The organism is Halarchaeum rubridurum (genome assembly GCF_014647115.1).
GTDB lineage: Archaea > Halobacteriota > Halobacteria > Halobacteriales > Halobacteriaceae > Halarchaeum > Halarchaeum rubridurum.
The window spans coordinates 56,658-78,704 of the sequence record NZ_BMOO01000001.1; the positions used below are offsets into that span (position 1 = coordinate 56,658).

The 22,047-nt window shown below is 70.4% G+C and carries 21 protein-coding genes, 1 tRNA gene and 1 pseudogene; 12 read left to right on the forward strand and 11 right to left on the reverse strand.

The window, feature by feature from the left end; all coding sequences use genetic code 11:
* The first annotated feature begins 26 nt into the window (after positions 1 to 26).
* Positions 27 to 866 (forward strand): M14 family metallopeptidase, encoded by an 840-nt coding sequence (locus IEX84_RS00290; RefSeq protein WP_188868982.1) that lies wholly within the window; start codon positions 27 to 29, stop codon positions 864 to 866.
* Here IEX84_RS00290 and IEX84_RS00295 read toward each other — a convergent pair.
* The 5 genes from IEX84_RS00295 to IEX84_RS00315 form a co-directional block, all read right to left on the reverse strand.
* Positions 806 to 1,252, reverse strand: coding sequence for a UPF0179 family protein (locus IEX84_RS00295; protein WP_188868983.1), 447 nt, complete (start codon positions 1,250 to 1,252; stop codon positions 806 to 808). The genes IEX84_RS00290 and IEX84_RS00295 overlap by 61 nt on opposite strands.
* 152 nt (positions 1,253 to 1,404) lie before the next feature.
* Positions 1,405 to 1,788 (reverse strand): DUF5820 family protein, encoded by a 384-nt coding sequence (locus IEX84_RS00300; protein WP_188868984.1) that lies wholly within the window; start codon positions 1,786 to 1,788, stop codon positions 1,405 to 1,407.
* A gap of 38 nt (positions 1,789 to 1,826) precedes the next feature.
* The gene (locus tag IEX84_RS00305; RefSeq protein ID WP_188868985.1) at positions 1,827 to 2,204 is read right to left on the reverse strand and encodes a hypothetical protein; all 378 of its coding nucleotides are present in this window, start codon (positions 2,202 to 2,204) and stop codon (positions 1,827 to 1,829) included.
* A gap of 74 nt (positions 2,205 to 2,278) precedes the next feature.
* Positions 2,279 to 2,398 (reverse strand) — tRNA-Glu (locus IEX84_RS00310).
* Between the two features lie 63 nt (positions 2,399 to 2,461).
* Positions 2,462 to 3,133, reverse strand: coding sequence for an HNH endonuclease (locus tag IEX84_RS00315; protein WP_188868986.1), 672 nt, complete (start codon positions 3,131 to 3,133; stop codon positions 2,462 to 2,464).
* 295 nt (positions 3,134 to 3,428) lie between these two features.
* Here IEX84_RS00315 and IEX84_RS00320 point away from each other — a divergent pair, with 295 nt between their 5' ends.
* Positions 3,429 to 4,613 carry an MFS transporter gene (locus tag IEX84_RS00320; RefSeq protein ID WP_188868987.1) on the forward strand — a complete coding sequence of 395 codons (1,185 nt, stop codon included), beginning with the start codon at positions 3,429 to 3,431 and terminating at the stop codon, positions 4,611 to 4,613.
* A gap of 32 nt (positions 4,614 to 4,645) precedes the next feature.
* Here the strand turns inward: IEX84_RS00320 and IEX84_RS00325 are convergent, their stop codons facing one another.
* Positions 4,646 to 6,616: a 3-hydroxyacyl-CoA dehydrogenase/enoyl-CoA hydratase family protein gene (locus tag IEX84_RS00325; RefSeq protein WP_188868988.1), complete on the reverse strand. Its 1,971-nt coding sequence runs from the start codon at positions 6,614 to 6,616 to the stop codon at positions 4,646 to 4,648.
* 84 nt (positions 6,617 to 6,700) lie between these two features.
* Between IEX84_RS00325 and IEX84_RS00330 the strand changes: the two genes are divergently transcribed.
* Together IEX84_RS00330 and IEX84_RS14540 are read left to right on the forward strand one after the other, a co-directional pair.
* Positions 6,701 to 7,282, forward strand: a complete 582-nt coding sequence (locus tag IEX84_RS00330; RefSeq protein ID WP_188868989.1) for a DNA-3-methyladenine glycosylase family protein — start codon at positions 6,701 to 6,703, stop codon at positions 7,280 to 7,282.
* A gap of 101 nt (positions 7,283 to 7,383) precedes the next feature.
* Positions 7,384 to 7,542 (forward strand): annotated as a pseudogene (locus tag IEX84_RS14540) (IS200/IS605 family transposon protein TnpB); the annotation flags it as partial.
* Between the two features lie 49 nt (positions 7,543 to 7,591).
* On the opposite strand, the gene IEX84_RS00335 reads toward IEX84_RS14540, so the two are convergent.
* Positions 7,592 to 8,944 (reverse strand): ATP-grasp domain-containing protein, encoded by a 1,353-nt coding sequence (locus IEX84_RS00335; protein ID WP_188868990.1) that lies wholly within the window; start codon positions 8,942 to 8,944, stop codon positions 7,592 to 7,594.
* Positions 8,945 to 9,162: 218 nt separating this feature from the next.
* Between IEX84_RS00335 and IEX84_RS00340 the strand changes: the two genes are divergently transcribed.
* The 5 genes from IEX84_RS00340 (at position 9,163) to IEX84_RS00360 (ending at position 13,726) form a co-directional block, all read left to right on the forward strand.
* Positions 9,163 to 10,200, forward strand: a complete 1,038-nt coding sequence (locus IEX84_RS00340; protein WP_188868991.1) for a succinylglutamate desuccinylase/aspartoacylase family protein — start codon at positions 9,163 to 9,165, stop codon at positions 10,198 to 10,200.
* A gap of 87 nt (positions 10,201 to 10,287) precedes the next feature.
* Positions 10,288 to 10,683: a succinate dehydrogenase, cytochrome b556 subunit gene (gene sdhC, locus IEX84_RS00345; RefSeq protein ID WP_188868992.1), complete on the forward strand. Its 396-nt coding sequence runs from the start codon at positions 10,288 to 10,290 to the stop codon at positions 10,681 to 10,683.
* A 2-nt stretch (positions 10,684 to 10,685) separates the two neighbouring features.
* Positions 10,686 to 11,054 (forward strand): succinate dehydrogenase hydrophobic membrane anchor subunit, encoded by a 369-nt coding sequence (locus IEX84_RS00350; RefSeq protein WP_188868993.1) that lies wholly within the window; start codon positions 10,686 to 10,688, stop codon positions 11,052 to 11,054.
* Positions 11,055 to 11,056: 2 nt separating this feature from the next.
* A complete protein-coding gene (locus tag IEX84_RS00355; RefSeq protein ID WP_188868994.1) occupies positions 11,057 to 11,896 on the forward strand; it encodes a succinate dehydrogenase/fumarate reductase iron-sulfur subunit in 840 nt (279 codons plus the stop codon).
* A gap of 3 nt (positions 11,897 to 11,899) precedes the next feature.
* Positions 11,900 to 13,726: an FAD-binding protein gene (locus IEX84_RS00360; protein WP_188868995.1), complete on the forward strand. Its 1,827-nt coding sequence runs from the start codon at positions 11,900 to 11,902 to the stop codon at positions 13,724 to 13,726.
* Positions 13,727 to 14,001: 275 nt separating this feature from the next.
* On the opposite strand, the gene IEX84_RS00365 is transcribed toward IEX84_RS00360, so the two are convergent.
* Positions 14,002 to 15,033 (reverse strand): MsnO8 family LLM class oxidoreductase, encoded by a 1,032-nt coding sequence (locus IEX84_RS00365; protein ID WP_188868996.1) that lies wholly within the window; start codon positions 15,031 to 15,033, stop codon positions 14,002 to 14,004.
* A gap of 124 nt (positions 15,034 to 15,157) precedes the next feature.
* Here IEX84_RS00365 and IEX84_RS00370 point away from each other — a divergent pair, with 124 nt between their 5' ends.
* Positions 15,158 to 16,471, forward strand: coding sequence for a 5'-deoxyadenosine deaminase (locus IEX84_RS00370; RefSeq protein ID WP_188868997.1), 1,314 nt, complete (start codon positions 15,158 to 15,160; stop codon positions 16,469 to 16,471).
* 95 nt (positions 16,472 to 16,566) lie between these two features.
* Here the strand turns inward: IEX84_RS00370 and IEX84_RS00375 are convergent, their stop codons facing one another.
* Together IEX84_RS00375 and purD are read right to left on the reverse strand one after the other, a co-directional pair.
* Positions 16,567 to 17,019 carry a ferritin-like domain-containing protein gene (locus IEX84_RS00375; protein WP_188868998.1) on the reverse strand — a complete coding sequence of 151 codons (453 nt, stop codon included), beginning with the start codon at positions 17,017 to 17,019 and terminating at the stop codon, positions 16,567 to 16,569.
* 90 nt (positions 17,020 to 17,109) lie between these two features.
* Positions 17,110 to 18,399 carry a phosphoribosylamine--glycine ligase gene (gene purD / locus IEX84_RS00380; RefSeq protein ID WP_188868999.1) on the reverse strand — a complete coding sequence of 430 codons (1,290 nt, stop codon included), beginning with the start codon at positions 18,397 to 18,399 and terminating at the stop codon, positions 17,110 to 17,112.
* Positions 18,400 to 18,523: 124 nt separating this feature from the next.
* Here purD and IEX84_RS00385 point away from each other — a divergent pair, with 124 nt between their 5' ends.
* Positions 18,524 to 20,614 (forward strand): thioredoxin domain-containing protein, encoded by a 2,091-nt coding sequence (locus tag IEX84_RS00385; RefSeq protein ID WP_188869000.1) that lies wholly within the window; start codon positions 18,524 to 18,526, stop codon positions 20,612 to 20,614.
* A 1-nt stretch (position 20,615) separates the two neighbouring features.
* Here IEX84_RS00385 and IEX84_RS00390 read toward each other — a convergent pair whose 3' ends face one another.
* On the reverse strand, positions 20,616 to 21,011 hold the full coding sequence (locus IEX84_RS00390) for a TlpA family protein disulfide reductase (protein ID WP_188869861.1): 396 nt from the start codon (positions 21,009 to 21,011) through the stop codon (positions 20,616 to 20,618).
* A gap of 109 nt (positions 21,012 to 21,120) precedes the next feature.
* On the opposite strand from IEX84_RS00390, the gene IEX84_RS00395 reads away from it, so the two are divergent.
* On the forward strand, positions 21,121 to 22,032 hold the full coding sequence (locus tag IEX84_RS00395) for a PLP-dependent cysteine synthase family protein (protein WP_188869001.1): 912 nt from the start codon (positions 21,121 to 21,123) through the stop codon (positions 22,030 to 22,032).
* The last annotated feature ends 15 nt before the right edge of the window (positions 22,033 to 22,047 follow it).

Sequence of the window (22,047 nt, forward strand, 5' to 3'; positions counted from 1 at the left end):
GAGCGCGGGCCCCCTATCGCCCCCAAATGCGAGTAGCACAACTGGGCGAGGGCACGCCCGAAGTGGCCGTCGTCGCCGGCATCCACGGCGACGAGCCCTGCGGCGTCCGCGCCGTCGAGCGCCTCGAAGCCGACGACCCGGCGGTCGAACGACCCGTGAAGCTCGTCGTCGCCAACGAGCGCGCGCTCGACCGCGGCGTCCGCTACGTCGACGCCGACCTGAACCGCTCGTTCGGCGAGGACGTCCCCGAAGACGCCCACGAGCGCCGGCTCGCAGAAGCCCTCGCCGACGAGATCGAGGGGACGACCGCGCTCTCGATCCACTCGACGCAGAGCCACGCCGACCCGTTCGCCGTCTCCGACGGCCGACAGGAGCACGTCCAGCGGATCGTCCCGCGCCTCTCCGTCGCCGCCCTCGTCGACGTCGAGGAGTTCGGCGGCGGCCGCCTCTTCGCCGCGGACGCCGACATCGTCGAGGTCGAAGCCGGCCTCCAGGGGTCCGAGACCGCAGCCGAGAACGCCTACACGCTCGCACGCGAATTTCTCACCGTCACGGGCGTCCTCCCCGGCGACACCGTCCCGCGCGAGATTCCGACGTTCCACATGGGCGAGCCGATCCCGAAACCCCCCGCCGACGAGTACGAGGTGTTCGTCGAGAACTTCCAGCGCGTCGAGGAAGGCGAGACCTTCGCGGCCGCGGACGGCGACCCGCTCGTCGCCGACGACCCCTTCTGGCCCGTCCTCCTCTCCCCCTACGGCTACGAGAACCAGTTCGGCTACGAGGGCGAACCCGCCCCCAACATCGGTCAGTCGCCCTCCGAGGGCGCGAACTCCACGAGCGTCAGCTCCCGGTCGAGCGCGCAGTAATCCTGCGGCGGGTCGCCGCGAATCTCGTCGATCTTGTACTCCGCGTCCATCTCGGCACCCTTCGGCACGCAGTACTCGTGGCCCGGACAGTCGACGTGCGGACACGACCCCGCGAGCTTCCCCTTCGACCCCGCGTACGCGCCCTTCGAGGGCACCTGTGCGGTTATCGACGCTGGTTCGACCTCGACGGCGCGCACGCCCCCGTCGTGGACCGCACAGTCGAGCGTCTGCCCGCCGTCTCGGACGTCCGTCACCTCGTAGCGGACGCCCTCCGAGAGCGTGAGACACTGCTTGCGGTACGGGCAGCCCTCGCAGGCGTCCGACTCGCCCCGATAGACGAACTCGGTGCCCTCGTCGGCGAGCGCCGTCCCGAGGAGCGTGATCATACGCGTACGACGTCCCGGGGGCGGTTAAGCCTCCCGTCGCGCCCCTCGCCGACTCCGCACCGCACCCGTCGGCCAGCCGTCCGCCGCGCTCGCCGTCCACCACACTCGTCGTCCACCGCGCTCAGTACGCTCGCCACACTCCACACCCTCACCTATCCGGTCAGCTCCGCGAGCCGCGCCAGATACGCCTCCGGGGGTTGCGTCGCGTACACGTCGTCGAACGCGACCTCGCCCCGCGCGAACCGCTCGGCGGCCGCGACCGCCGCCTCCACCGCCGCCGCGCGCGTCTCGTGACTCGACTCCAGCGCGCGGACGTGCACCTCCGGCTCCAGCGTGCACGCGACGTGCCACCCGTCGCTCGCCGCGCCACCGCGACGCATCGGCACGTCCGGCGACCGCGTCGAGACGTAGAGCGTCGGCAGATGCGCCGCGTCGTACGCCTCCCCCTCGAAGACGTCCGGCCGGAAGACGAGCACCGCCCGCCCACCGTCGTCGTGCCACACCGCCCACCCCTCGGGCAGGTCCTCGAACGACATACCCGAGCGTGCGCCGCGACGCCGGGTAGCCCTGTCGGTCACGTGTCGACGTCCGCGTCCGTCCACGCGATTCCGCGAGACGCCAACACCGCCACGGCGAGGCCGAACGCGACGACCCAGGCGAGGACCGACACCCCGACGGACTCCGGCGCCAAACCGACCCGACCCGCGACCCACCGCCCGACGCCGAACCCGAGGAGCGTCAACAGACCGAGCGTCCACACCGCCTCCGGCCGCACTTCCGGCACCGACACGAGCGCCACCGCCGCGACACCCGCCGACACGACACCGTTCGCTATCGGCGCGTTCAACACCCCGACGACCGGCGACGCCACCGGCATCACCAGACCCGCGAGCACGAGCGACAGCGCGAACCAGAGGCTGACGAACCGACCGAGCGCTCGCAGGGGAGGCATTGACGTCGACCACGCACTGCCACGACAAAAACGCTCAGCCGTCGCTCACCGAATAGCGTCGTGAGGAAGTGGAGTGCTCGGTCAGGGATTTGAACCCTGGTCGTCGGCTGTCTTCGAAACCAAGCCGGTTTATTTCAGGCCGGCTTGGATTTCACGAAAGGCCAACATGATTGGCCGGACTACACCAACCGAGCGCATTCGATTTTTCCCGCGGGGAAATAATAAACCCGTCGAACCGCGGTGTCCCTGCGTGATCTTCACAAGGGTCTCTCGACCCGCTCGACGTCGATGAGGCCGTGCTCGGCCTTGACGTGACAGCGCTGACAGAGGAGCACGAGGTTCCGATGGGCATGGGCGTCCGAGACGTCGGGTCGATCCCACACCCGAAAGAGCCGAACTGGAACGAGATGATGGACTTCGAGGTCGTACTCCGAGCCATCACCACCACAGTGCTGGCACACCTCGTCGCGGTTCCGGACGTACTCACGGGCATCCGCCCATCCCGCACCGTAGAGTGGTGACCCGTCGTTCTCCCACTCCGGATTCGGATGCCCCAAGTGCCCCTCGCTCATCCGGCGCCGCGTCTCCGCGCTCTTCGAACGGCCCGCCAACGAGTCACCGATACGCTCGCGGACATCGTCCGGGACGGTCGTCCCGCGCTTCGCGTCGGCGAGTCTCTCGCGCGTCTCCGCGTCGAACTCGCGGCCCCGCATCGACTCGGAGATGCGCGCTCGCACCTCGTCGTCGCGTTCGCGCCCGTACAGCCCGTGGTTCTCGCCCGCGACGTCGCGGGTCTCGATACCGTGACGGTTCATCCACCGCCGTATCGTGCGCGGCGTGACGTCGCACGCCTCGGCGAGTCCGCGTTGCGTCCGGCCGCGCTCGACGTACTGCTCGCGGAGCCAGTCGGCGTCCCGATAGTCGTTCACGAACTCGACAGGAACGCGATTGTATTGGCCGTATTCGTTGTTTTCTAACGCGTTCGCGGCCGAACTCCCTGACGAATCGTCGACCCGCTTCCGGGTATTTCGTTCACGTCGGCGAGCGAGAGAAGAAGAGCCGCGCGGCACGCGGGTCCGGAGCCAGACGACCCCGGGCGGGCTGAACCGACCAGCTGCGCGGCGATATGGCGAGCGATACCGTGGCGCTCGCTACCACCCCGTTCTCGGCAACGCCGAGCGGTTCCGGGGTTCCTTTACCCCCCGCGTTCGTCCCTTCGACGTAATGTCTCCTCTCTCGACACTACGGCGCTTCCGTCCGGGCGTGTTGGCGGCGGCGTTCGCGACGTACGTCGTCTTCCTCGGAATCGGGGTCGTCGACCCCGTGCTGCCGACGATTGCGGCGGCGATGGGCGCCTCACACACGATGGTCGAACTGCTGTTCACGAGCTACATTCTCGTCATGGCGATTGCCATGCTCTTCTCCGGCCCGATTGCCACGCGACTCGGCGACAAGCGGACGATGACCGTCGGCGTCGGCCTCGTCGTCGTCTTCGCCGGACTCTGCGGGCTCGCGCCGTCCATCGACGCGCTCGCGCTCCTCCGGGGCGGCTGGGGGCTCGGGAACGCGCTCTTCACGACGACCGTCCTCGCCATCATCGTCGGCCTCTCGCGGGGCGACACCGCCTCCTCCATCACGCTCTTCGAGGGCGCGCTCGGGATGGGTATCGCCTCCGGCCCGCTCATCGGCGGCTTCCTCGGGTCGCTCTCGTGGCGCTACCCCTTCTTCGCCGCGTCCGCGCTCGCGGCCGTCGGCCTCCTCATCACTATCTTCACGGTCGAGTCGCCGGAGGGCGAAGAACACGACCAGAGCGTCCGTGACGTCCTCGGCGCGCTTCGTCACCCCGCCGTGCTCGGGAACGCGCTCGTCGGGCTCCTCTACACGTTCGGCTTCTTCGTCGTCCTCGCGTACACCCCGCTGACGCTCGACATCGGGGCCATCGGCCTCGGCCTCGTCTTCTTCGGCTGGGGAGCGATGCTCGCCCTCGGCTCGGTCGCCGTCTCCAGCCGCCTCGTCTCGCGCTACGGTGCCGTGACGACCATCGGGGGGACGCTCGCCGGGTTCATCGTCGTCCTCGCCGCGATGGGCGTCGCCGGTCCGACCGCCCGCCTCGCGCTCGTCGTCGTCTCCGGGCTCTTCTGTGGCATCTCGAACGCCGTGCTCACGACGCTCGCCATCGAGGTCTCGCCCTTCTCGCGCTCGATCTCCTCCGCGTCGTACAACTGTCTGCGCTGGTCGGGCGCCGCGTTCGCCCCGATCATCTCCGGCTACCTCGGCGGCCACTACGGGACGACGGTCCCCTTCTTCCTCGGCGCGCTCGTCGTCGCCCTCGCCGTCGGCGGCCTCCTCGTCAGCGGCGGGACGCTCCGCACCGCCGTCTCCGCACCCGAGAGCGCCGGCACGGACTGACACCGACCGCGGCGCGACCTCCGCTACTTCCGCTACTTCCCCTCGAACGTCGGTTCGTGGTCGCCGAGGTACGCCGCGACGCCCTCGACGAGGTCCTCCGTGTTCAACAGCTGACCGAAGGCGTGCGCCTCGACTTCGAGTCCGGCGGTGCGGCTCTCGCGGCCGGCGCGAATCGCGCGCTTCGTGTAGCGCTGTGCGACCGGCGGGCCGGCGGCGAGGTCGCGCGCGAGTTCGAGCGCCTCGTCCTCGACGGCGTCCGTCTCGACGACCTCGTTCACGAACCCGTAGCGCGCCATCGTCTCCGCGTCGTAGCGGTTCGCGGTGAGGATGACCTCCGTCGCCCGACTCTCGCCTATCAGGTCGGGGAGACGCTGCGTCCCGCCCCAACCCGGGAGGAGCCCGAAGTCGTGCTCGGTCTGCCCGAGCGACGCGTCGTGACCGGCGACGCGGAGGTCCGCCGCCGCCGCGAGCTCCATCCCGCCGCCGAAGCAGTCGCCGTCGATTCCGGCGACCACCGGCATGTCGCACTCCTCCAGGGCCGCGAACGCCTGCTGGCCCTGGCGCGCGAGCTCGACGCCGTCGATGGCGTCCGCGTCGCCCGCGATACGCTGGATGTCCGCACCCACGCAGAACGTCCCCTCGCCCGCACCCGTGAGGAGTATCGCGCGCACCTCCGGGTCGGCCTCCAGGGTCTCGACGGCCTCGACGAGCTCGTCGAGGAGGTCGCGCGTGACGGTGTTCCCCCGATGCGGCCGGTCGAGCGTGACGTGCCCCACCCGGTCCGTGATGTCGAGGGTGAGGTCGCCGAACGAGTCCCCGTCCGTGTCCGATATCTCGTGGTGGAAGTTCTCGCCCGCACCCGCACGCTCGACGAGTTCCTCAGCCGGCTCGTAGCGCGGCGCGTCCGAGCGCGCCTCCGCGAGCGTCTCGTAGAGCGAGGCGAGCCCCGCCCGGTCGGCGAGCTTCCCCGGGCCCTCCGGGAACCCCGCGCCGAGCATCAGCGCCTCGTCGACCTCCGTGGGGTCGGCCGCGTCCGCGCCGACGAGCTTCGCCGTCTCGTTCGCCATCACGGCGAGCAACCGCTCTTCGACGTCGTCACGGACGGCGTCCGACGGTATCTCCGAGACCGGCTGACCGTCCTCGTCGTACTCGTAGAACCCCGCGCCCGTCTTCTCGCCGAGGTCGCCCGCCTCGACGTGTTCGAGGAGGAGCGGACAGGGCTCGTAGGCCGCGCCGAGCTCCTCGTGGAGGTAACCGAGGACGTCCGAGAGCACGTCGAGGCCGATGTCGTCCGCGAGCCGGAGGACGCCGTTCGGCAGGCCGATGCCGTAGCGCGCCGTCGCGTCCACCTCCTCGGCGCTCGCGACGCCCTCGTGGACGAGCCACGCCGCCTCGTTCAACAGCGGTGCGACGACGCGGTTGACCACGAAGCCGGGTTCGTCGCGCGCCACCCGCATCGGCGTCTTCCCCATCGCCCGCGCGAGCCCCATCACCGTCTCCACCGTCTCGTCGTGCGTGTGCGCGCCCGGCGTCACCTCGACGAGCTGCATCCGAACGGGCGGATTGAAGAAGTGCATCCCGCAGAACGACTCCGGGCGGTCGATGACCTCGGAGAGCTCCGTTATCGAGAGCGCGGACGTGTTCGTCGTCAGAATCGCGTCCTCGCCGAGGTACTGGTCGACCTCGCGGTAGACGTTGCGCTTCACGTCGCGTTTCTCCGGGACGGTCTCGATGACGACGTCCGCGTCCGTCACCGCCGCCTCCAACTCGACGACTGGCTCGATGCGCTCCAGCGCCGCGTCCGCCTCCGCCGACGTGAGCTCGTCGCGCTCCGCGAGCCGCGAGAGACTCGTCTCGGCGCGCTCGTAGCCCGCCTGCACGAACTCCTCGCGGATGTCCCGCAACGCGACGTCGAAGCCGGCCAGCGCCGCGACCTCCGCGATGCCGTGGCCCATCGTCCCGGCACCCAACACCGCGACGCGCTCGACCTCCTCTAAGTCCATGTCCGACCCACCGCGGCCGCCACCCTGAACGTTGTGCCTCGCCCCGACCGACACGCATAGCCGGCCGCCGCACGAAACCCGGGTATGGCCGACACAGACGACGACACCGACCCGTACGCCGTCGTCCGCGCCGACGACGCGCTCCGTCCGCTCTACGAGGAACACGGCGAGCTCGGTCCCGAGCGCGCCGACGACCCCTTCGAGCGCCTCGTCGTCGCGGTCACGAACCAATCGGTCTCGCTCGAATCCGCCGCCGCCGTCCGCGAGCGCCTCCGCGAGCGCGTCGACTTCGACCCCGACAGCCTGCGCGCCGCCGACGACGCGACGCTCCGCGACGTCGGCCTCAGCGACACGAAGGTCCGCGCCCTCCGCGAACTCGCCGAGCGCTACCCCGAGGGCATCGCCCACGCCGACTTCGAGGGGCTGACGAACGACGAGGTGCGCGCCGAACTCGGCGACGTCTACGGCGTCGGCGACTGGACCGCGAACATGTTCCTACTCTTCGCCCTCGGCCGCGAGGACGTCTTCCCCGTCGGCGACCTCGGCGTCCGCAAGGGAATGGCGACCCTCTACGGCCACGAGACGCGCGCCGAGATGCGCGCGTACGCCGAGGCGTGGGCGCCGTATCGGAGCTACGCGACGCGCTACGTCTGGAAGGCACAGTAGCGAGGCGTCGCGGGGCGGGACGTCGCGGCCACCCGGAGACGGCTGAGAAAGGACGGCGCGCTACCTGAATCAAGGAGAGAGTCCCGCCGTTCACGGCGTTAACGAGACGCTTCGCGTCTCGTCAACGGCAGACGACGGTATCACGGCCGATGGCACGGCCTGTGCGCCTCAAGTGGAACGACCACGACTGGTCAGAGTCACCACGCTCTTGTTCCAACGAGGAGCGCACGAACCCGCAAGTTGCCTCCGTGGGCCGGTAGTCGATACCCCCAGCGTGAGGAAACCCCGGCGTTCACGCCGGGGAGGATGTCATTCCAGCGACTCCTCCTCTTCCTCGTCCTGGTCGGCGGTCGCGTCGTCCTCGAAGCGCCGCGTGACGTCCACCTGGTAGTGCTTGAGGATGTCCCGACCGAGGAGAAGCGGGTAGTCCATGTGCGAGCGGTCCTCCAAGGAGGCCGCGACGGTGTGGCGGTCGCCGCCGACGCCGACGACGATGTCGACGACGGGACGGGACTTCCCGGACTTCACGCTCCCGGACTTCACCTTCGTCATCGACTTGATCGGGCCCGCGCCGATCTTCGCCGCGAGCTTCGTGTCGATGGACGTCCGCGACGCGCCCGTGTCGGACTTCGAGACGGTGCGCTCGGTCCCGCTCGTCCCCGAGACGAGCACCTCCTCCGTGTAGCCGACGACGCGGCCCGGCTCCGAGGTCTCGATGGCCGTCCGGGGCATCCCGGTCGGCGTCGACGTGTCGAAGTTCGAACGAAGAGCCGCGACGTCCTCGTCGTCCACCGCGCCGCCGGCCTCCTCGATGGCGAGGCGCGCGATGTCCGGGGCGGGGCTGACGCCCGTCGCCTCGAAGAGCCCCTTGAAGCCCGCGGTGGGGTTGACTTCGAGGACGAACCAGCCGTCGTCGCCCTCGACGACGTCGACGCCCGCGTAGTCGAGGCCGACGACCGCCGCGGATTCGGCGGCGATGTCGCGGACCTCGTCGGGGAGGTCGTCGATGCCCTCGACGGCCCCGCCGAGCGCGACGTTCGTCCGCCAGTCGTTCTCGGGGGCGTAGCGCCGCATCGCGGCGACGACCTCGCCGTTCACGACGTAGATACGCAGGTCCGCGTGCGCCTCGGCGTCGCGCTCGATGAGGTCCTGGAGGAACGCGTAGCGCTCGCCGACGACGGGGTTGACCTCCTCGTCGCGGCCGACCTTCCACGTGCCGCCGCCGTGCGTCCCGATGGCGGTCTTGTAGACGGCCTCCTCGCCGAAGCGCCCGCGCGCGTCGTTCATCCGGTCGGCCCCGAGCGCGAGGTAGGCGTCCGGGACGGGGACGCCCGCGTTCGAGAGCGCCGCGGCCGTTGAGAACTTGTGGAACGCCGTCAGGACGTGTTCGGGTTCGTTCAGCGTCGGGCGGAGGCGCGCGAGCGTCCCCGCGATGCCGAGGAGCTCCGCGGGGTGTTCGGTGTTCGAGAGGAGGAGGCGGTTCGCCACGACGTCGACGTCGGGTTCGAGGGTCGCCTCGCCGTCCTCGATGGAGACGCCGAGGTTCTCCTCGCGGAGCCAGACGCCGCGGTGGCCGAGGGCCTCGACGGCGTTGAGGATCGCCTTCGTCTCCTTGCTCGTGTGGAGGCTGAGCACCCCGACGGTCACGGGCTCGTCGGTCATTACCCCGTAGTTCGCCACGCGCCCGGCAAAACGATGCCGGTGCGGTCGGCAGTGCGTCAGGCGGAGGCACGCGTGAGCGAGAAGACACGCGAGCGTGCACGGGCGGGCGTGCCGCGAGACGGGCGTCGACGGCGGACGCGAAATACGGCGACGCGACGGGCGCCGTCGTCTGCCGACGCAGCCACCCACTTTATGCCCGCGCCGACCCGAGGGCGAGTATGCCAGACGGCGACGGCGCGTTCACGTACGCGGACGGGCGGGTCGAACCCGGGGAGACGAAGAACCTCCGGTACGCCATCAGCGAGACGTACCTCGGCGACCCCGTCCGGCTCCCCGTGACGATCCGCAACGGGGCGGAGCCGGGTCCCACCGTCTTCCTCTCCGCCGCCATCCACGGCGACGAGCTCAACGGCATCGAGGTCGTCCGGACCGTCGCGCAGGACTGGCCGGACGCGAACCTCCACGGGACGCTCGTCTGCCTTCCGGTACTCAACGTCCCGGGCTTCATCGCCCAACAGCGCTACCTCCCCGTCTACGACCGCGACCTCAACCGCTCGTTCCCGGGGAGCGAGACGGGGACGAGCGCCGACCGGATGGCCGCCCGCCTCTACGAGGAGTTCGTCGAACCCTGCGACTACGGCCTCGACTTCCACACGTCGACGCGCGGGCGCACCAACATGCTCCACGTTCGGGCGGACATGGACGACCCCGAGGTCGCCCGCCTCGCGCGCGCCTTCGGCTCGAACGTCATCATCGACGGCGCGGGCCCCACGGGGTCGCTCCGCGGCGCGGCCTGCGACGGCGGGACGCCGACGATAACGGTCGAGATGGGCCAAGCGCACCGCTTCGAGCGGGAGTTCATCGACCGCGCGCTCGACGGCGTCGCGTCCGTCCTCGCCGAGTACGACTGCCACCCCGCCGAGCCGGTCCGCTGGCCCGGCTGGCGCACCGTCGTCTCGCGCGACCAGAAGACGTGGCTGCGCGCGGACGCCGGCGGCATCGTCGAGATGCTCCACGACCGGGGCGAGCTCGTCCGCGAGGGCGACGTCGTCTGCACCATCACGAACCCGTTCAAGACGGAGACGGTGCGCGTCACCGCGCCCTTCGACGGCCTGCTCGTCGGCGTCCTGGAGAACCCCGTCGTCTACCCGGGCAATCCGCTCTGCCACCTCGTCGAACTCGACGAGCCGACGATCCGGGCCTACGAGCGCGCACGGAACGGCACGCTCCCGGAACGGCCCCGAGACGACGTCTGAAGGCAGTATCGGCGCGCGTTCGACACACCGTACCATCGTACCGGGTTAGAAACTTCTATGTGCGCCCGGTAAGGAGTTCTCGATGGTATGAGTCAGTCGCACAATCGGGGCCTCGTCGAGGACTTCGGCCGCTGGCGGGAGTTCTCGGCCGGCATGTGGGCCTGGGTGTTCCACAAGTTCACCGGGTGGGTTCTCATCGGGTACCTCTTCACCCACATCGCCGTTCTCAGCTCCGCGCTGAGCGGCGACGCGGCCTACACGAACACGCTCCAAGGCCTCGAACAGCTAGCCGTCGTCCGGGTGCTGGAGGTCGGCCTCCTCGCGGTCGCCGTCTTCCACATCTTCAACGGGATCCGCCTCCTCTTCATCGACCTCGGGGTGGGGTTGGACCTCGACACGCAAGAAAAGAGCTTCTACGCGTCGCTGATCCTCACCGGGATCATCGTCGTGGCGAGCGTCCCCGTCTTCCTGGAGGGTCTCTAGCGATGGCGGAACGCTACTCCTCGTTCAGCGGCGGGAGCACGCGCTGGTTCCTCCAGCGGATCAGCGCCGCGTTCCTCGTCGTCACGCTCGCTTTCCACTTCCTCCTCCTCCACTTCTACCACCACGCCCCGGAGATCACCTTCGGCGGCAGCGCCGCGCGCTACAGCGTCCCCGCCTACTTCATCACGATGGTGCTGTTCCTCGCGGCCGCGACGTTCCACGGCACCAACGGCGTCTACAACGCGCTCGTCAATCAGGGCATCACCGGCACGCCCAAGCGCGTCGCCAAGTGGGTGCTCGTCGTCGCGGGCGTCCTCGTCTTCGTGCAGGGGATTCGCGTCGCTCTCGCCCTCATGGGGGCCAGTGCATAACAATGAGTACTCAGACACCCGACACCGACGAGACGGACCCGCAGGCAGAACGGATGGCTCGCAAGGAAGAACGCGCCGCCGAGCGTGAGGAGGCGTCCTCGACACCGGACGTCGGTGAGGACGCGATCACCCTCAAGGTCTTCCGATACGACCCCGAGGTCGCGGAGAAACAGGAACCGCGCTTCGACACGTTCCACGTCCCGCGCGAACCCGGTATCACCGTCCTCGACGCGCTCATCTACGCCCGCGACACGTACGACTCCAGTCTCACCTTCCGGCACTCCTGCCGGCAGGCCGTCTGCGGGAGCGACGCGCTGTTCATCAACGGCTCGCAGCGCCTCGGCTGTCAGACGCAGGTCGCGGACCTCTCGAACTCCGACACCGTCCGCGTCGAACCGCTCCCCCACCGCGAGGTCGTAAAGGACCTCGTCGTGGACATGGACCACTTCTACGACCAGATGGACGCCGTCGAACCCTACTTCAGCCCCACCGAGGAGCCCGACGGCGAGCAGCTCCAGAGTCGTGAGAACCGCGAGAAGATCAAGATGAGCACGCGCTGTATCTGGTGTGGCGCGTGCATGTCCTCCTGTAACGTCGCCGCCGGGGACAACCAGTACCTCGGCCCCGCAGCGATAAACAAGGCCTACCGCTTCTACTTCGACGAGCGCGAGGACGACGAGCGCCAGGAGGAGCGCCTGAAGATAATCGAGCAGGAGCACGGCGTCTGGCGCTGTCAGACCCAGTTCTCCTGCACGACGGTCTGTCCGAAGGACATCCCGCTCACCGAGCACATTCAGGAACTCAAACGCGAAGCCGTGAAGTCGAACCTCAAATTCTGGTAAGATATGTACGAACACGACGTCATCGTCGTCGGTGGCGGCGGCGCGGGTCTCCGCGCGGCCATCGGCGCACACGAAGCCGGCGCGGACGTGGCAATCGTCACGAAACTCCACCCGGTCCGCTCGCACACGGGCGCGGCCGAGGGCGGCATCAACGCGGCGCTCCGCGAGGGCGACGACTGGGAGCTGCACGCCTACGACACCGTCAAGGGCGGCGACTACATCACGGACGCCCCCGCGGCGGAGACGCTCGCGCAGGACGCCCCGGACAACGTCGTCCAGCTGGAGAACTGGGGGATGCCCTTCTCTCGCGAGGAGGACGGTCGGATGAGCCAGCGCCCCTTCGGCGGGCTCTCCTTCCCACGCACCACCTACGCGGGCGCGGAGACGGGTCACCACCTCCTCCACACGCTCTACGAGCAGGTCGTCAAGCGCGGAATCACGGTCTACGACGAGTGGTACGTCACCCGCGTCGCCGTCACCGACGAGGACGACCCGAACGACCGCGAGTGTTACGGCTGCGTCGCCTGGGACATCCAGACCGGCGAAATCGCGGGCTTCCGCGGGCGCGAGGGCACCATCCTCGCCACCGGCGGCGACGGGCAGGTCTTCGACCACACGACGAACGCCGTCGCCAACACCGCCGACGGCGTCGCCATGGCCTATCGTGCCGGCGTCCCCATCGAGGACATGGAGTTCGTCCAGTTCCACCCCACCACGCTCCCCTCCACGGGCGTCCTCATCTCCGAGGGGACCCGCGGTGAGGGCGGCATCCTCTACAACTCCGAGGGCGAACGCCTCATGTTCGAGTACGGCTACGCGACCAACGACGGCGAACTCGCCTCCCGCGACGTCGTCTCCCGCGGCGAACTCACCGAGATAAACGCGGGCCGCGGCGTCGACGACGAGTACGTCCACCTCGACATGCGCCACCTCGGCGAGGAGCGCATCATGGACCGCCTCGAAAACATCCTCCACCTCGCCGAGGACTTCGAGGGCGTCGACGGCCTCGAAAATCCGATGCCGGTCAAGCCCGGCCACCACTACGAGATGGGCGGCGTCGAGACGAACGAGCACGGCGAGACCTGCATCGACGGCCTCTACGCCGTCGGCGAGGTCGCCTGCGTCTCCGTCCACGGCTCCAACCGCCTCGGGGGGAACGCCCTCCCCGAACTCCTCGTCTTCGGCGCGCGCGCGGGCAAGCACGCCGCCGGCGAGGACCTCGGCGAACCCGAGATTCCCGTCGGCAAGACCGACGACGCCGAGGGCATCGAGGAGAGCGACGTCGACTTCCCCGTCGAACCCGGCGCGCTCGCCGCCTCCTCCGCCGTCGTCTCCGGCGACACCCCCGAGGAGGTCGTCGAGACCGCCCGCGAGGCCGAAACCGAGCGCATCGAGGGGCTCCTCGAAAAGGAGGAGGGCGTCAACCACGCGGAGGTCCGCTCGAAGATTCAGAAGAGCATGACCGCCAACGTCAACGTCTTCCGGGAGGAGAGCGCCATCGAGGACTCCCTCGAAACCATCCGCGAGGCCCGCGAGGAGTATCAGGACGTCTACGTCGCCGACAAGTCCCGGACGTTCAACACCGACCTCCAGCACACCATCGAAACGCGGAACGTCATCGACGCCGCCGAGACCATCGCCATGGGCGCGCTCGCCCGCGAGGAGTTCCGCGGCGCGCACTGGCGCAAGGAGTACCAGGAGCGCCGCGACGACGAGTGGCTCAAGCACACGATGATCTCGTGGAACGACGGCACCCCCGAACTCTGGTACCGCCCCGCGCTCCTCGAAGGCGAGAACCAGACCTACGAGCCGAAAGAGCGCCACTACTAACGGACCTTTTGCCGCGAGCGCCCCGGGGGCGCTCTGGCAAAAGCTCCACCAAAACCGTCCTCACCCCCCTACGGGGGGTTCGTCGGTCCACGCTCGCTTCGCTCGCGTGCTGAACCGCGACCCTCCCGGGTTCTATCGAACCGCTCGGGTCGCGGACGTTCGCAGCTGCGTCGTCTCTCCGCACAGCCCTCGCCCAGTACCGCCTACCGCTGTCCGCTCAGCGTCGCCTTTTCACACCCGCCCAGCGTCGCCTCCCACCGTCCGCCCGGTACCGCCTACGCCCGCTCGTCGAGGCCGACGCCCGCGGCGATGCGCGCGTGGGAGTCGAGCGCCGTCTCGTGGTCGGGGACGACGTGTTGGATCATCAGTTCGTCGACGCCGACGCGCTCCGCGAGCTGGTCGAGGAGGCCCGCGAGGGTGTCGGGGCTCCCGGAGATGGCGCGCGGCCACTCGTCGGCGTCGAGCGTCTCGGGCGTGGGGTCGGGGACGCCGCCGAGTTCGGCGATGGCGTCCTCGACGTCCGGCGTCGTTCCGGCCTCGCCGCGCGCGAGGCGCTGGAACGAGGCTTCGGCGACCGCACGGCGGCGTGCGGCCGCCTCGTCCGTCTCCGCGGCGACGGCGTTCACGGCGACCATCCCCGTCGGTTCGTCGGGGCCGCCGGGGAGCGCGTCGGGCTCGAAGTGCTCGCGGTAGGCGTCGAGCGAGGCGACGGCGTTCGCGGGGCGGATGAACGCCGCGAAGCAGTAGCGGAGGCCGAGTTCGCCCGCGATGGCGGCGCTCGACGGGTCGGAGCCGAGCACCCACGGGGCGGGCGCGGCGGCATCACCACGCGGAATCTCGATGTCCGCGTAGGGGTGGCCGGTCGGGTAGTCGTCGTAGAGGTGGTTGACGACGGCCTCGATCTTCTCGCGGTGGTCCTCGTCGGGGTTCTGCACGCGGCGTTTCGTCCCGAGCGCGCGGTCGACGGCGGGGGAGTTGCTCGCGCGGCCGAGGCCGGCGTCGATCCGCCCGGGCGCGAGGGCGTCGAGCGCGCCGAAGGTCTCGGCGGCCTTGAACGGGTTGTAGTGGTTGAGGAGCATCGCGCCGGTGCCCAGCCGGACCTCGTCGGTCGCGCCGGCGAGGCGGCCGAGCAGGACCTCGGGCGTCGTCCCGGCGAGGCGGTCGGCCATCCCGTGGTGTTCGGCCGCCCAGACGCGTCGATAGCCGAGGCGTTCGGCCTGTCGCGCCGTCTCGACGGTGTTCGCGTAGGCGTCCGCCGCCGTGCCGCCGTCGGGGACGGGCGAGAGGTCGACGATGGAGAGGTCCATGCCGGCGTTCGGGGACCGCGTCCGATAACGGTTCGCCTCGCCGCCGGCGTCGCCGGTGTCGGTGGCGACGAGCGCGGGCGACGAGGGAAAGACAGGTGGTGCTGGGGGTCGGACGGGAACGGGGATGCTACTCACAGGAACCGTCGTGGTCGACGCCGAGACGGTCGTCGAGGACGGCGGCGTCGTCGTCGAGGGCGAGCGAATCGCGGCGGTCGGGGAGCGCGCCGACCTCGTCGAGACCTATCCGGACCACGAGCACCGCGCGTTCGGGGTCGTCGCGCCCGGCCTCGTCGGCGGCCACGTCCACTCCGTCCAGAGCCTCGGGCGCGGAATCGCGGACGACACCGAGTTGCTCGACTGGCTCTTCGAGTCCGTGTTGCCGATGGAGGCAGACCTCGACGCCGACGGGATGGGCGTCGCCGCCCGGTTGGGCTACCTCGAATGCCTGGAGAGCGGGACGACGACCGTGATCGACCACCTCTCCGTGAACCACGCCGGGGCGGCCATCGCGGCCGCGGGCGAGACGGGTATCCGCGCGCGCCTCGGGAAAGTACTGATGGATCAGCGCTCGCCCGAGGCCCTGGAGGAGGAGACGGAGGCCGCGCTCGCGGAGTCCGAGCGCCTCATCGAGCGCTATCACGGCTCGTACGACGACCGGATACGGTACGCGGTGACGCCGCGCTTCGCCGTCTCCTGCACGGAGGCGTGTCTGCGCGGGGCGCGCGACCTCGCGGACCGTCACGACGGCGTCCGCATCCACACGCACGCGAGCGAGAACCGCGGCGAGATCGAGACCGTCGAGGAGGACACGGGGATGCGCAACGTCCACTGGCTCGACGAGGTGGGGGTGACGGGCGAGGACGTCGTGCTCGCCCACTGCGTCTGGACCGACGAGTCCGAGCGCGAACTCCTCGCGGAGACGGGGACGCACGTCACGCACTGCCCCTCCTCGAACATGAAACTCGCCTCCGGGGTCGCGCCGATCCGGGACTACCTGAACCGGGGAATCAACGTCGCGCTCGGGAACGACGGGCCGCCCTGCAACAACACGCTCGACGCGTTCACGGAGATGCGCCAGGCGAGCCTCCTCGGGAAGGTCGAGGACCTCGACCCGACGGCGCTCCCCGCGTCGGCGGTGTTCGAGATGGCGACGCGCAACGGCGCGCGGGCCGCGGGCTTCGAGCGCGTGGGGGCACTCCGCGAGGGGTGGAAGGCCGACGTCGTCGGCATCGACACGGACCTGACGCGCGCGACGCCGATTCACGACGTGCTCTCGCACCTCGTCTACGCGGCCCACGGCGACGACGTCGCCTTCACGATGGTCGACGGCCGCGTCCGCTACGACGACGGCGAGTTCCCGGGCGTGGACGCCGACGCGGTCCGCGAACGGGCCCGCGAGTACGCAGCGACGCTCGACGGCGCGCCGAGTCGGGCGTAGAAAGAGGAGGCGGGTCGAACGCCGCGGTCGAACGGGCGTAGAAAGAGGAGGCGGGTCGAACGCCGCGGTCGAACGGGCGAGTCGAGGCCGGACTCTCAGTCCTTGTACTCCTTGCGGTAGCCGCGGAATTCGGTGCGGTGGGCCTCCTCGTCCCCGAGGAGTTCCGTGGCGAGGTCCTCGGTGACGGGGTCGTCGGCCGCCTCGGCGGCGTCGATGAGCGCGCGATACGTCTCGATGGCGTCGTTCTCGGCGTCGAGGACGCCCTCGATGACGGAGACGACGTCCGTCGTGTCCGCGGGCGGCTGGAGGGTGTCCTGCGTGGCCTCGAACGCACCGGAGCCGGGCGGCGACTCGTCGAGTTGCTTCAGGCGGTTGCCGAGCTGTTCCGCGTGTCCGAGTTCCTCCTGGATGTCCGCCTGGAGGGACTCCTTGATCTCCTCGGCGCGGACGCCGTCGAGGACGATGGAGTTCGTCATGTAGTTCATGACCGTCTCGATCTCGTCCTGATACGCCTTCTTCAGCAGTCGGGTGACTTCGTCGTCTGCCATACGCGTCGCTTCGCCCGGCACCTACGTATAAGTACGGGGCGCTGGCGAGCGTCGCCGCGGGCCCGAGCACTCGGTGCGTCGTGGGGCCGCTCAGCGCAGTTCGTCGATGTGGTCGATGCGCCGCTGGACGAGGGCGGGTTTGCCGACGTCGTGACGGACGCGGAAGCCCGCGCCGAGCCCGTCGAGGGCGGACTCCGCCTGCGACTCGGCGGCCTCGATGGTGTCGCCGCGGCCGACGACGGCGAAGGAGCGCGACGTCGTCGTGTAGACGCCGTCCTCGCGGGCGTCGACGCTCGCGTAGTAGAGGAGGGCGTCGCCGACGCTCGACTCGTCGAGCGTCACCTCCGCACCCGCCTCGGGGTCCGTCGGGTAGCCCTCGGGGACGGCGTACTTGCAGACGGTGGCCTCGCCCGTGAAGTCGAGCGACGGGAGCGTCTCGCCGTCGCGCGCCGCCGTGAGAACGTCGAGAAACGGCGTGTCGAGCACGGGGAGGGTGTTCATCGCCTCGGGGTCGCCGAAGCGCGCGTTGAACTCGACGACCCGTGGGCCCTCGGCGGTGAGCATGAACTGGCCGTAGAGGACGCCCCGATAGCCGTCGAGCGCCGCGACGACGGCCTCGATTATCTCGACGGCGTCCGCGTAGTCCGCCCGGTCCATGAAGGGCAGCGTCGCGTCGACGTCGCTGTAACTCCCCATGCCGCCCGTGTTGGGTCCCTCGTCGCCCTCGTAGGCGCGCTTGTGGTCCTGCACGGCGAGCGTCGGGCGCACCTCGCCGTTGGCGACGAACGCCTGCACGGTGAACTCCTCGCCGACGAGGCGCTCCTCGATCACCCACTCGTCGTGGCCGCTCTCGCGGACGTAGTCGGCGGCCTCGGCGTGCATCACCTGATCACCCGTGACGCGCACGCCCTTCCCGCCCGTGAGCCCCGCGGGCTTGACGGCGGCGTCCTCGCCATCCTCGGCCAGTTCCTCGACGAACGCGGCGGCCGCGTCGGCGTCGTCGAACGTCTCGAACCACGGCGTCCCCGGGACGTCGTGCTCGGCCATGAACTCCCGCTGGAACTGTTTGTCCGTCTCGATGCGGGCCTCGGCGGCCTCCGGACCGAAGGCGTAGACGCCGGCCTCGTCGAGCGCGTCCACGACGCCGGCCGCGAGCGGCCCCTCCGGACCGACGACGGCGAGATCGGCGTCGATTTCCTCGGCGTAGGCGACGACGGCCTCGGGGTCGCTCTCGTCCAGCGTCTCCACCGCGTCGGCGAGCGAGACGATGCCGGGGTTCCGGTTCGACGCGCAGGCGTAGAGGTCGCAGTCGTCGGCGAGCGCGCGCGCGATGGCGTGTTCGCGGCCGCCGCCACCGATCAGCAGGACGGTCTCGGACATGGCCGAACCGAGAGCGCACGGAGGTGTAAACGTTGCTCTTGTAGACGGTGAAAGTGTACACGTACATGGGTACGTCCCGCCGCGACGCACGGCCCTTTACCCGCCTTGGGGTCCACTCACGGGTATGAGCGACCCGACGGCACGCAACCGCCTCGCCGACGAGGCGAGCCCGTACCTCCGACAGCACGCGGACAACCCCGTGAACTGGCAGCCGTGGGACGACGCGGCGTTCGAAGCCGCCGAAGAGCGCGACGTGCCGGTCTTCCTCTCCATCGGCTACTCGGCGTGCCACTGGTGTCACGTGATGGCCGAGGAGTCCTTCGAGGACGAGGACGTCGCCGCGTCCCTCAACGAGCACTTCGTCCCCGTGAAAGTGGACCGGGAGGAACGCCCGGACGTCGACGACCTCTACATGACCGTCGCGCAGTTGGCGACGGGTGGGGGCGGCTGGCCGCTCTCCGTCTGGCTCACCCCGGACAAGCGGCCGTTCTACGTCGGGACGTACTTCCCGCGGGAGGCGAGCGGGAACCAACCGGGCTTCCTCGACGTCCTCCGCTCGCTCCACGAGCGCTGGACGGAGGAGCGCGAGGCCGTCGAATCGCGCGCCGACCAATGGGCGAGCGCCCTGCGGGGCGAAGTCGAGAGCGTCCCGGACGCCCGCGGGGAGCCGCCGGGGAGCGACGCCGTCGAGGCCGCCGCGAGCGCCGCCGTCGAGCGCGCCGACCGCGAACACGGCGGGTGGGGCGGCGGGCAGAAGTTCCCCCAACCCGGTCGGCTCCACGTCCTCCTGCGCGCCGCCGCGCGGGGCGACGACGAGGCCGAGTCGGTCGCCACGGGGACGCTGGACGCGATGGCCGCGGGCGGCCTCTACGACCAGCTCGGCGGGGGGTTCCACCGCTACTGCGTCGACCGCGACTGGACGGTGCCCCACTTCGAGAAGATGCTCTACGACAACGCCGAACTCCCCCGGGCGTACCTCGCCGCGTACCAACACACCGGTACGGAGCGCTACCGGGAGGTCGCGGCGGGCGCGCTCGACTTCGTCGCGGACGAGCTCTCCCACCCCGAGGGTGGCTTTTACAGCACGCTCGACGCCCGCAGCGAGGGCGAGGAAGGGGCGTTCTACGTCTGGACGCTCGACGAGGTCAGCGCCGCGGTCGACGACCCGACGGACGCCACCGTCTTCGGCGCGTACTACGGCGTGACGCAGTCCGGGAGCTTCGAGGGGTCGAGCGTCCTCACCCGCCGGCGCGACCTCGCCGACGTCGCCGAGGAGCTCGGGATGGACGAAGCGGACGCCCGCGAGCGCCTCGACCGCGCGCACGCGGAGGTCTACGAGGCGCGCACCGAGCGCGCGCGGCCGGCCCGCGACGAGAAGGTCATCGGCGCGTGGAACGGGCTGGCGATTCGCGCGTTCGCGGAGGCCGGCCTCGTCCTCGACGCCGACTACGCGGCGCGCGCCGTCGAGGCGCTCGATTTCGTCCGCGAGCACCTCTGGGACGAGGCGGAACGACGGCTCGCGCGGCGCTACGCGGACGGCGACGCGAAAGGGGACGGCTACCTCGAGGACTACGCGTTCCTCGCCGCGGGCGCGCTGGCGACCTACGAGGCGACGGGCGACGTCGAGCACCTCGCGTTCGCGTGCGACCTCGCGGACGCGCTCGTGGCCGAGCACTGGGACGCGGAGGACGGAACGCTCTACTTCACGCCCGCGAGCGGCGAGGACCTCCTCGCGCGCCCGCAGGAGCTCGCCGACAGGTCGACGCCGTCGCCGACCGGCGTCGCCGCGAGCGTCCTCGACGCCCTCGCGGCGTTCCGCCCGGAGAGCGACTATCGGGAGGTCGTCGAGGGCGTGCTCGCCACGCACGCCGAGACCGTCGAGACGCAGGCGCTCACGCACCCGTCGCTCGCGCTCGCGGCCGACACGCGCGAGCGCGGCCACCTCGAAGTGACCGTCGCGGCCGACGCGCTCCCCGGCGAGTGGCGCGACGCGCTCGCCGAACGCTACCTCCCGGACCGGCTCCTCTCGCGGCGGCCGCCGACGGACGCGGGGCTCGCGGCGTGGCTGGACGACCTCGGGCGCGAGGAGGCGCCGCCGATCTGGGCGGGCCGGGCGGCGCGCGACGGCCCGACCGCCTACGTCTGTCGGCGCGCGTGCTCCCCGCCCGTTACTGACACCGACGGACTGGTCGGGTGGCTCGAGGAGTACCGCTGACTCAGGCGGACGCCTCGATCTCGTCGAGGCGCTCGGCGAGCCACACCGCGATGGGGCGGTCCTCCTCCTCGACGAAGCGCGCGAGCTCGTTCCCCTCTTTGTCCTCGACGACGACCGTCGGGATGAGCTCGATGCCGTACTCGTCGACGCCGGGCCCGTACTTCTCGCCGTCCTCGCGCTCGACGGGGTAGTGTTCGACGTCGTCGACCCCGGCGGCCGCCAGGGCGGCCGCGAAGTCCGGAAGCTGGCCGCGGCAGTCGCCACACCAGTCGCCGCCCCACACCTTCACCGTCACGTCGTCGGCCACGCGCTGCCACGTCTCGACGGTCCCCTCGTGGGCGTCGGCGTCCCACGCCGGGTTCGGCTGCATCGTTTCGAGTTGCTCGGACATAGCTATCCGTAGGGTCTCGATTGGCTTAACCGCCGTGCCATCGGCAGGGGTTCGGCCGCGCGTCGCGCCCCGGGGAGCGCCACCGGTTTAACCCCCTCACGCGTACCACGGCGTGATGATCGACAGCATCCTCGACGCCATCGGGACGCCGCTCCTCCGCGTCCCGTCGCCCGAGGGCGCGACAATCGCCGCGAAGGTCGAGTCGTTCAACCCCGGCGGCTCCGCGAAGGACCGCCCCGCCCGCGAGATGGTGCTCGCCGCCGAGGAGGCCGGCGACCTCTCGCCGGGCGACCGCATCGTCGAGGCGACGAGCGGCAACACCGGCATCGGCCTCGCCGTCGTCTCCGCCGCGCGCGGCTACGACCTCACCATCGTCATGCCCGCGGACATGTCCCAGGAGCGCCGCAACCTCCTGCGCGCCTACGGCGCCGACCTCGAACTCGTCGAGGGGTCGATGACGGACGCGAACGACCGCGCCGCCGAGATCGCCGCCGAGACCGACGCCTACCCCATCCGGCAGTTCGAGAACGACGCGAACCCGCGCGCGCACTACCGCACGACTGCGGAGGAGATACTGGCGCAGGTCGACGGCCGCGACATCGACGCCTTCGTCGCCGCCGTCGGGACCGGCGGGACCATCACCGGCACCAGCCACCGCCTCCTGGAGGAGTTCCCCGACATGGAGGTCGTCGCCGTCGAACCCGAGGGGAACGCCGTCCTCTCCGGCGAGGAACCCGGCGAGGACGCCTTCCAGGGGATGGGGCCCGGCTTCGTCTCCGACATCCTCGACATCGAGGTCATCGACACCGTCGAGACCGTCGACATCGACGACGCCGAGGCCGAGTGCCGCAGTCTCGCCCGCGAGCAGGGCGTCCTCGTCGGCCAGTCCTCCGGGGCCGTCTCCATCGTCGCGCGCCGCGTCGCCGAGCGCTACGCCTACGAGGCCGACGACGACGAGGACCCGCTCGTCGTCACGATGTTCTGGGACAGCGGCGAGCGCTACCTCACCGCCGGCGTCTTCGAGTAGCGATAGGTCCCGTGC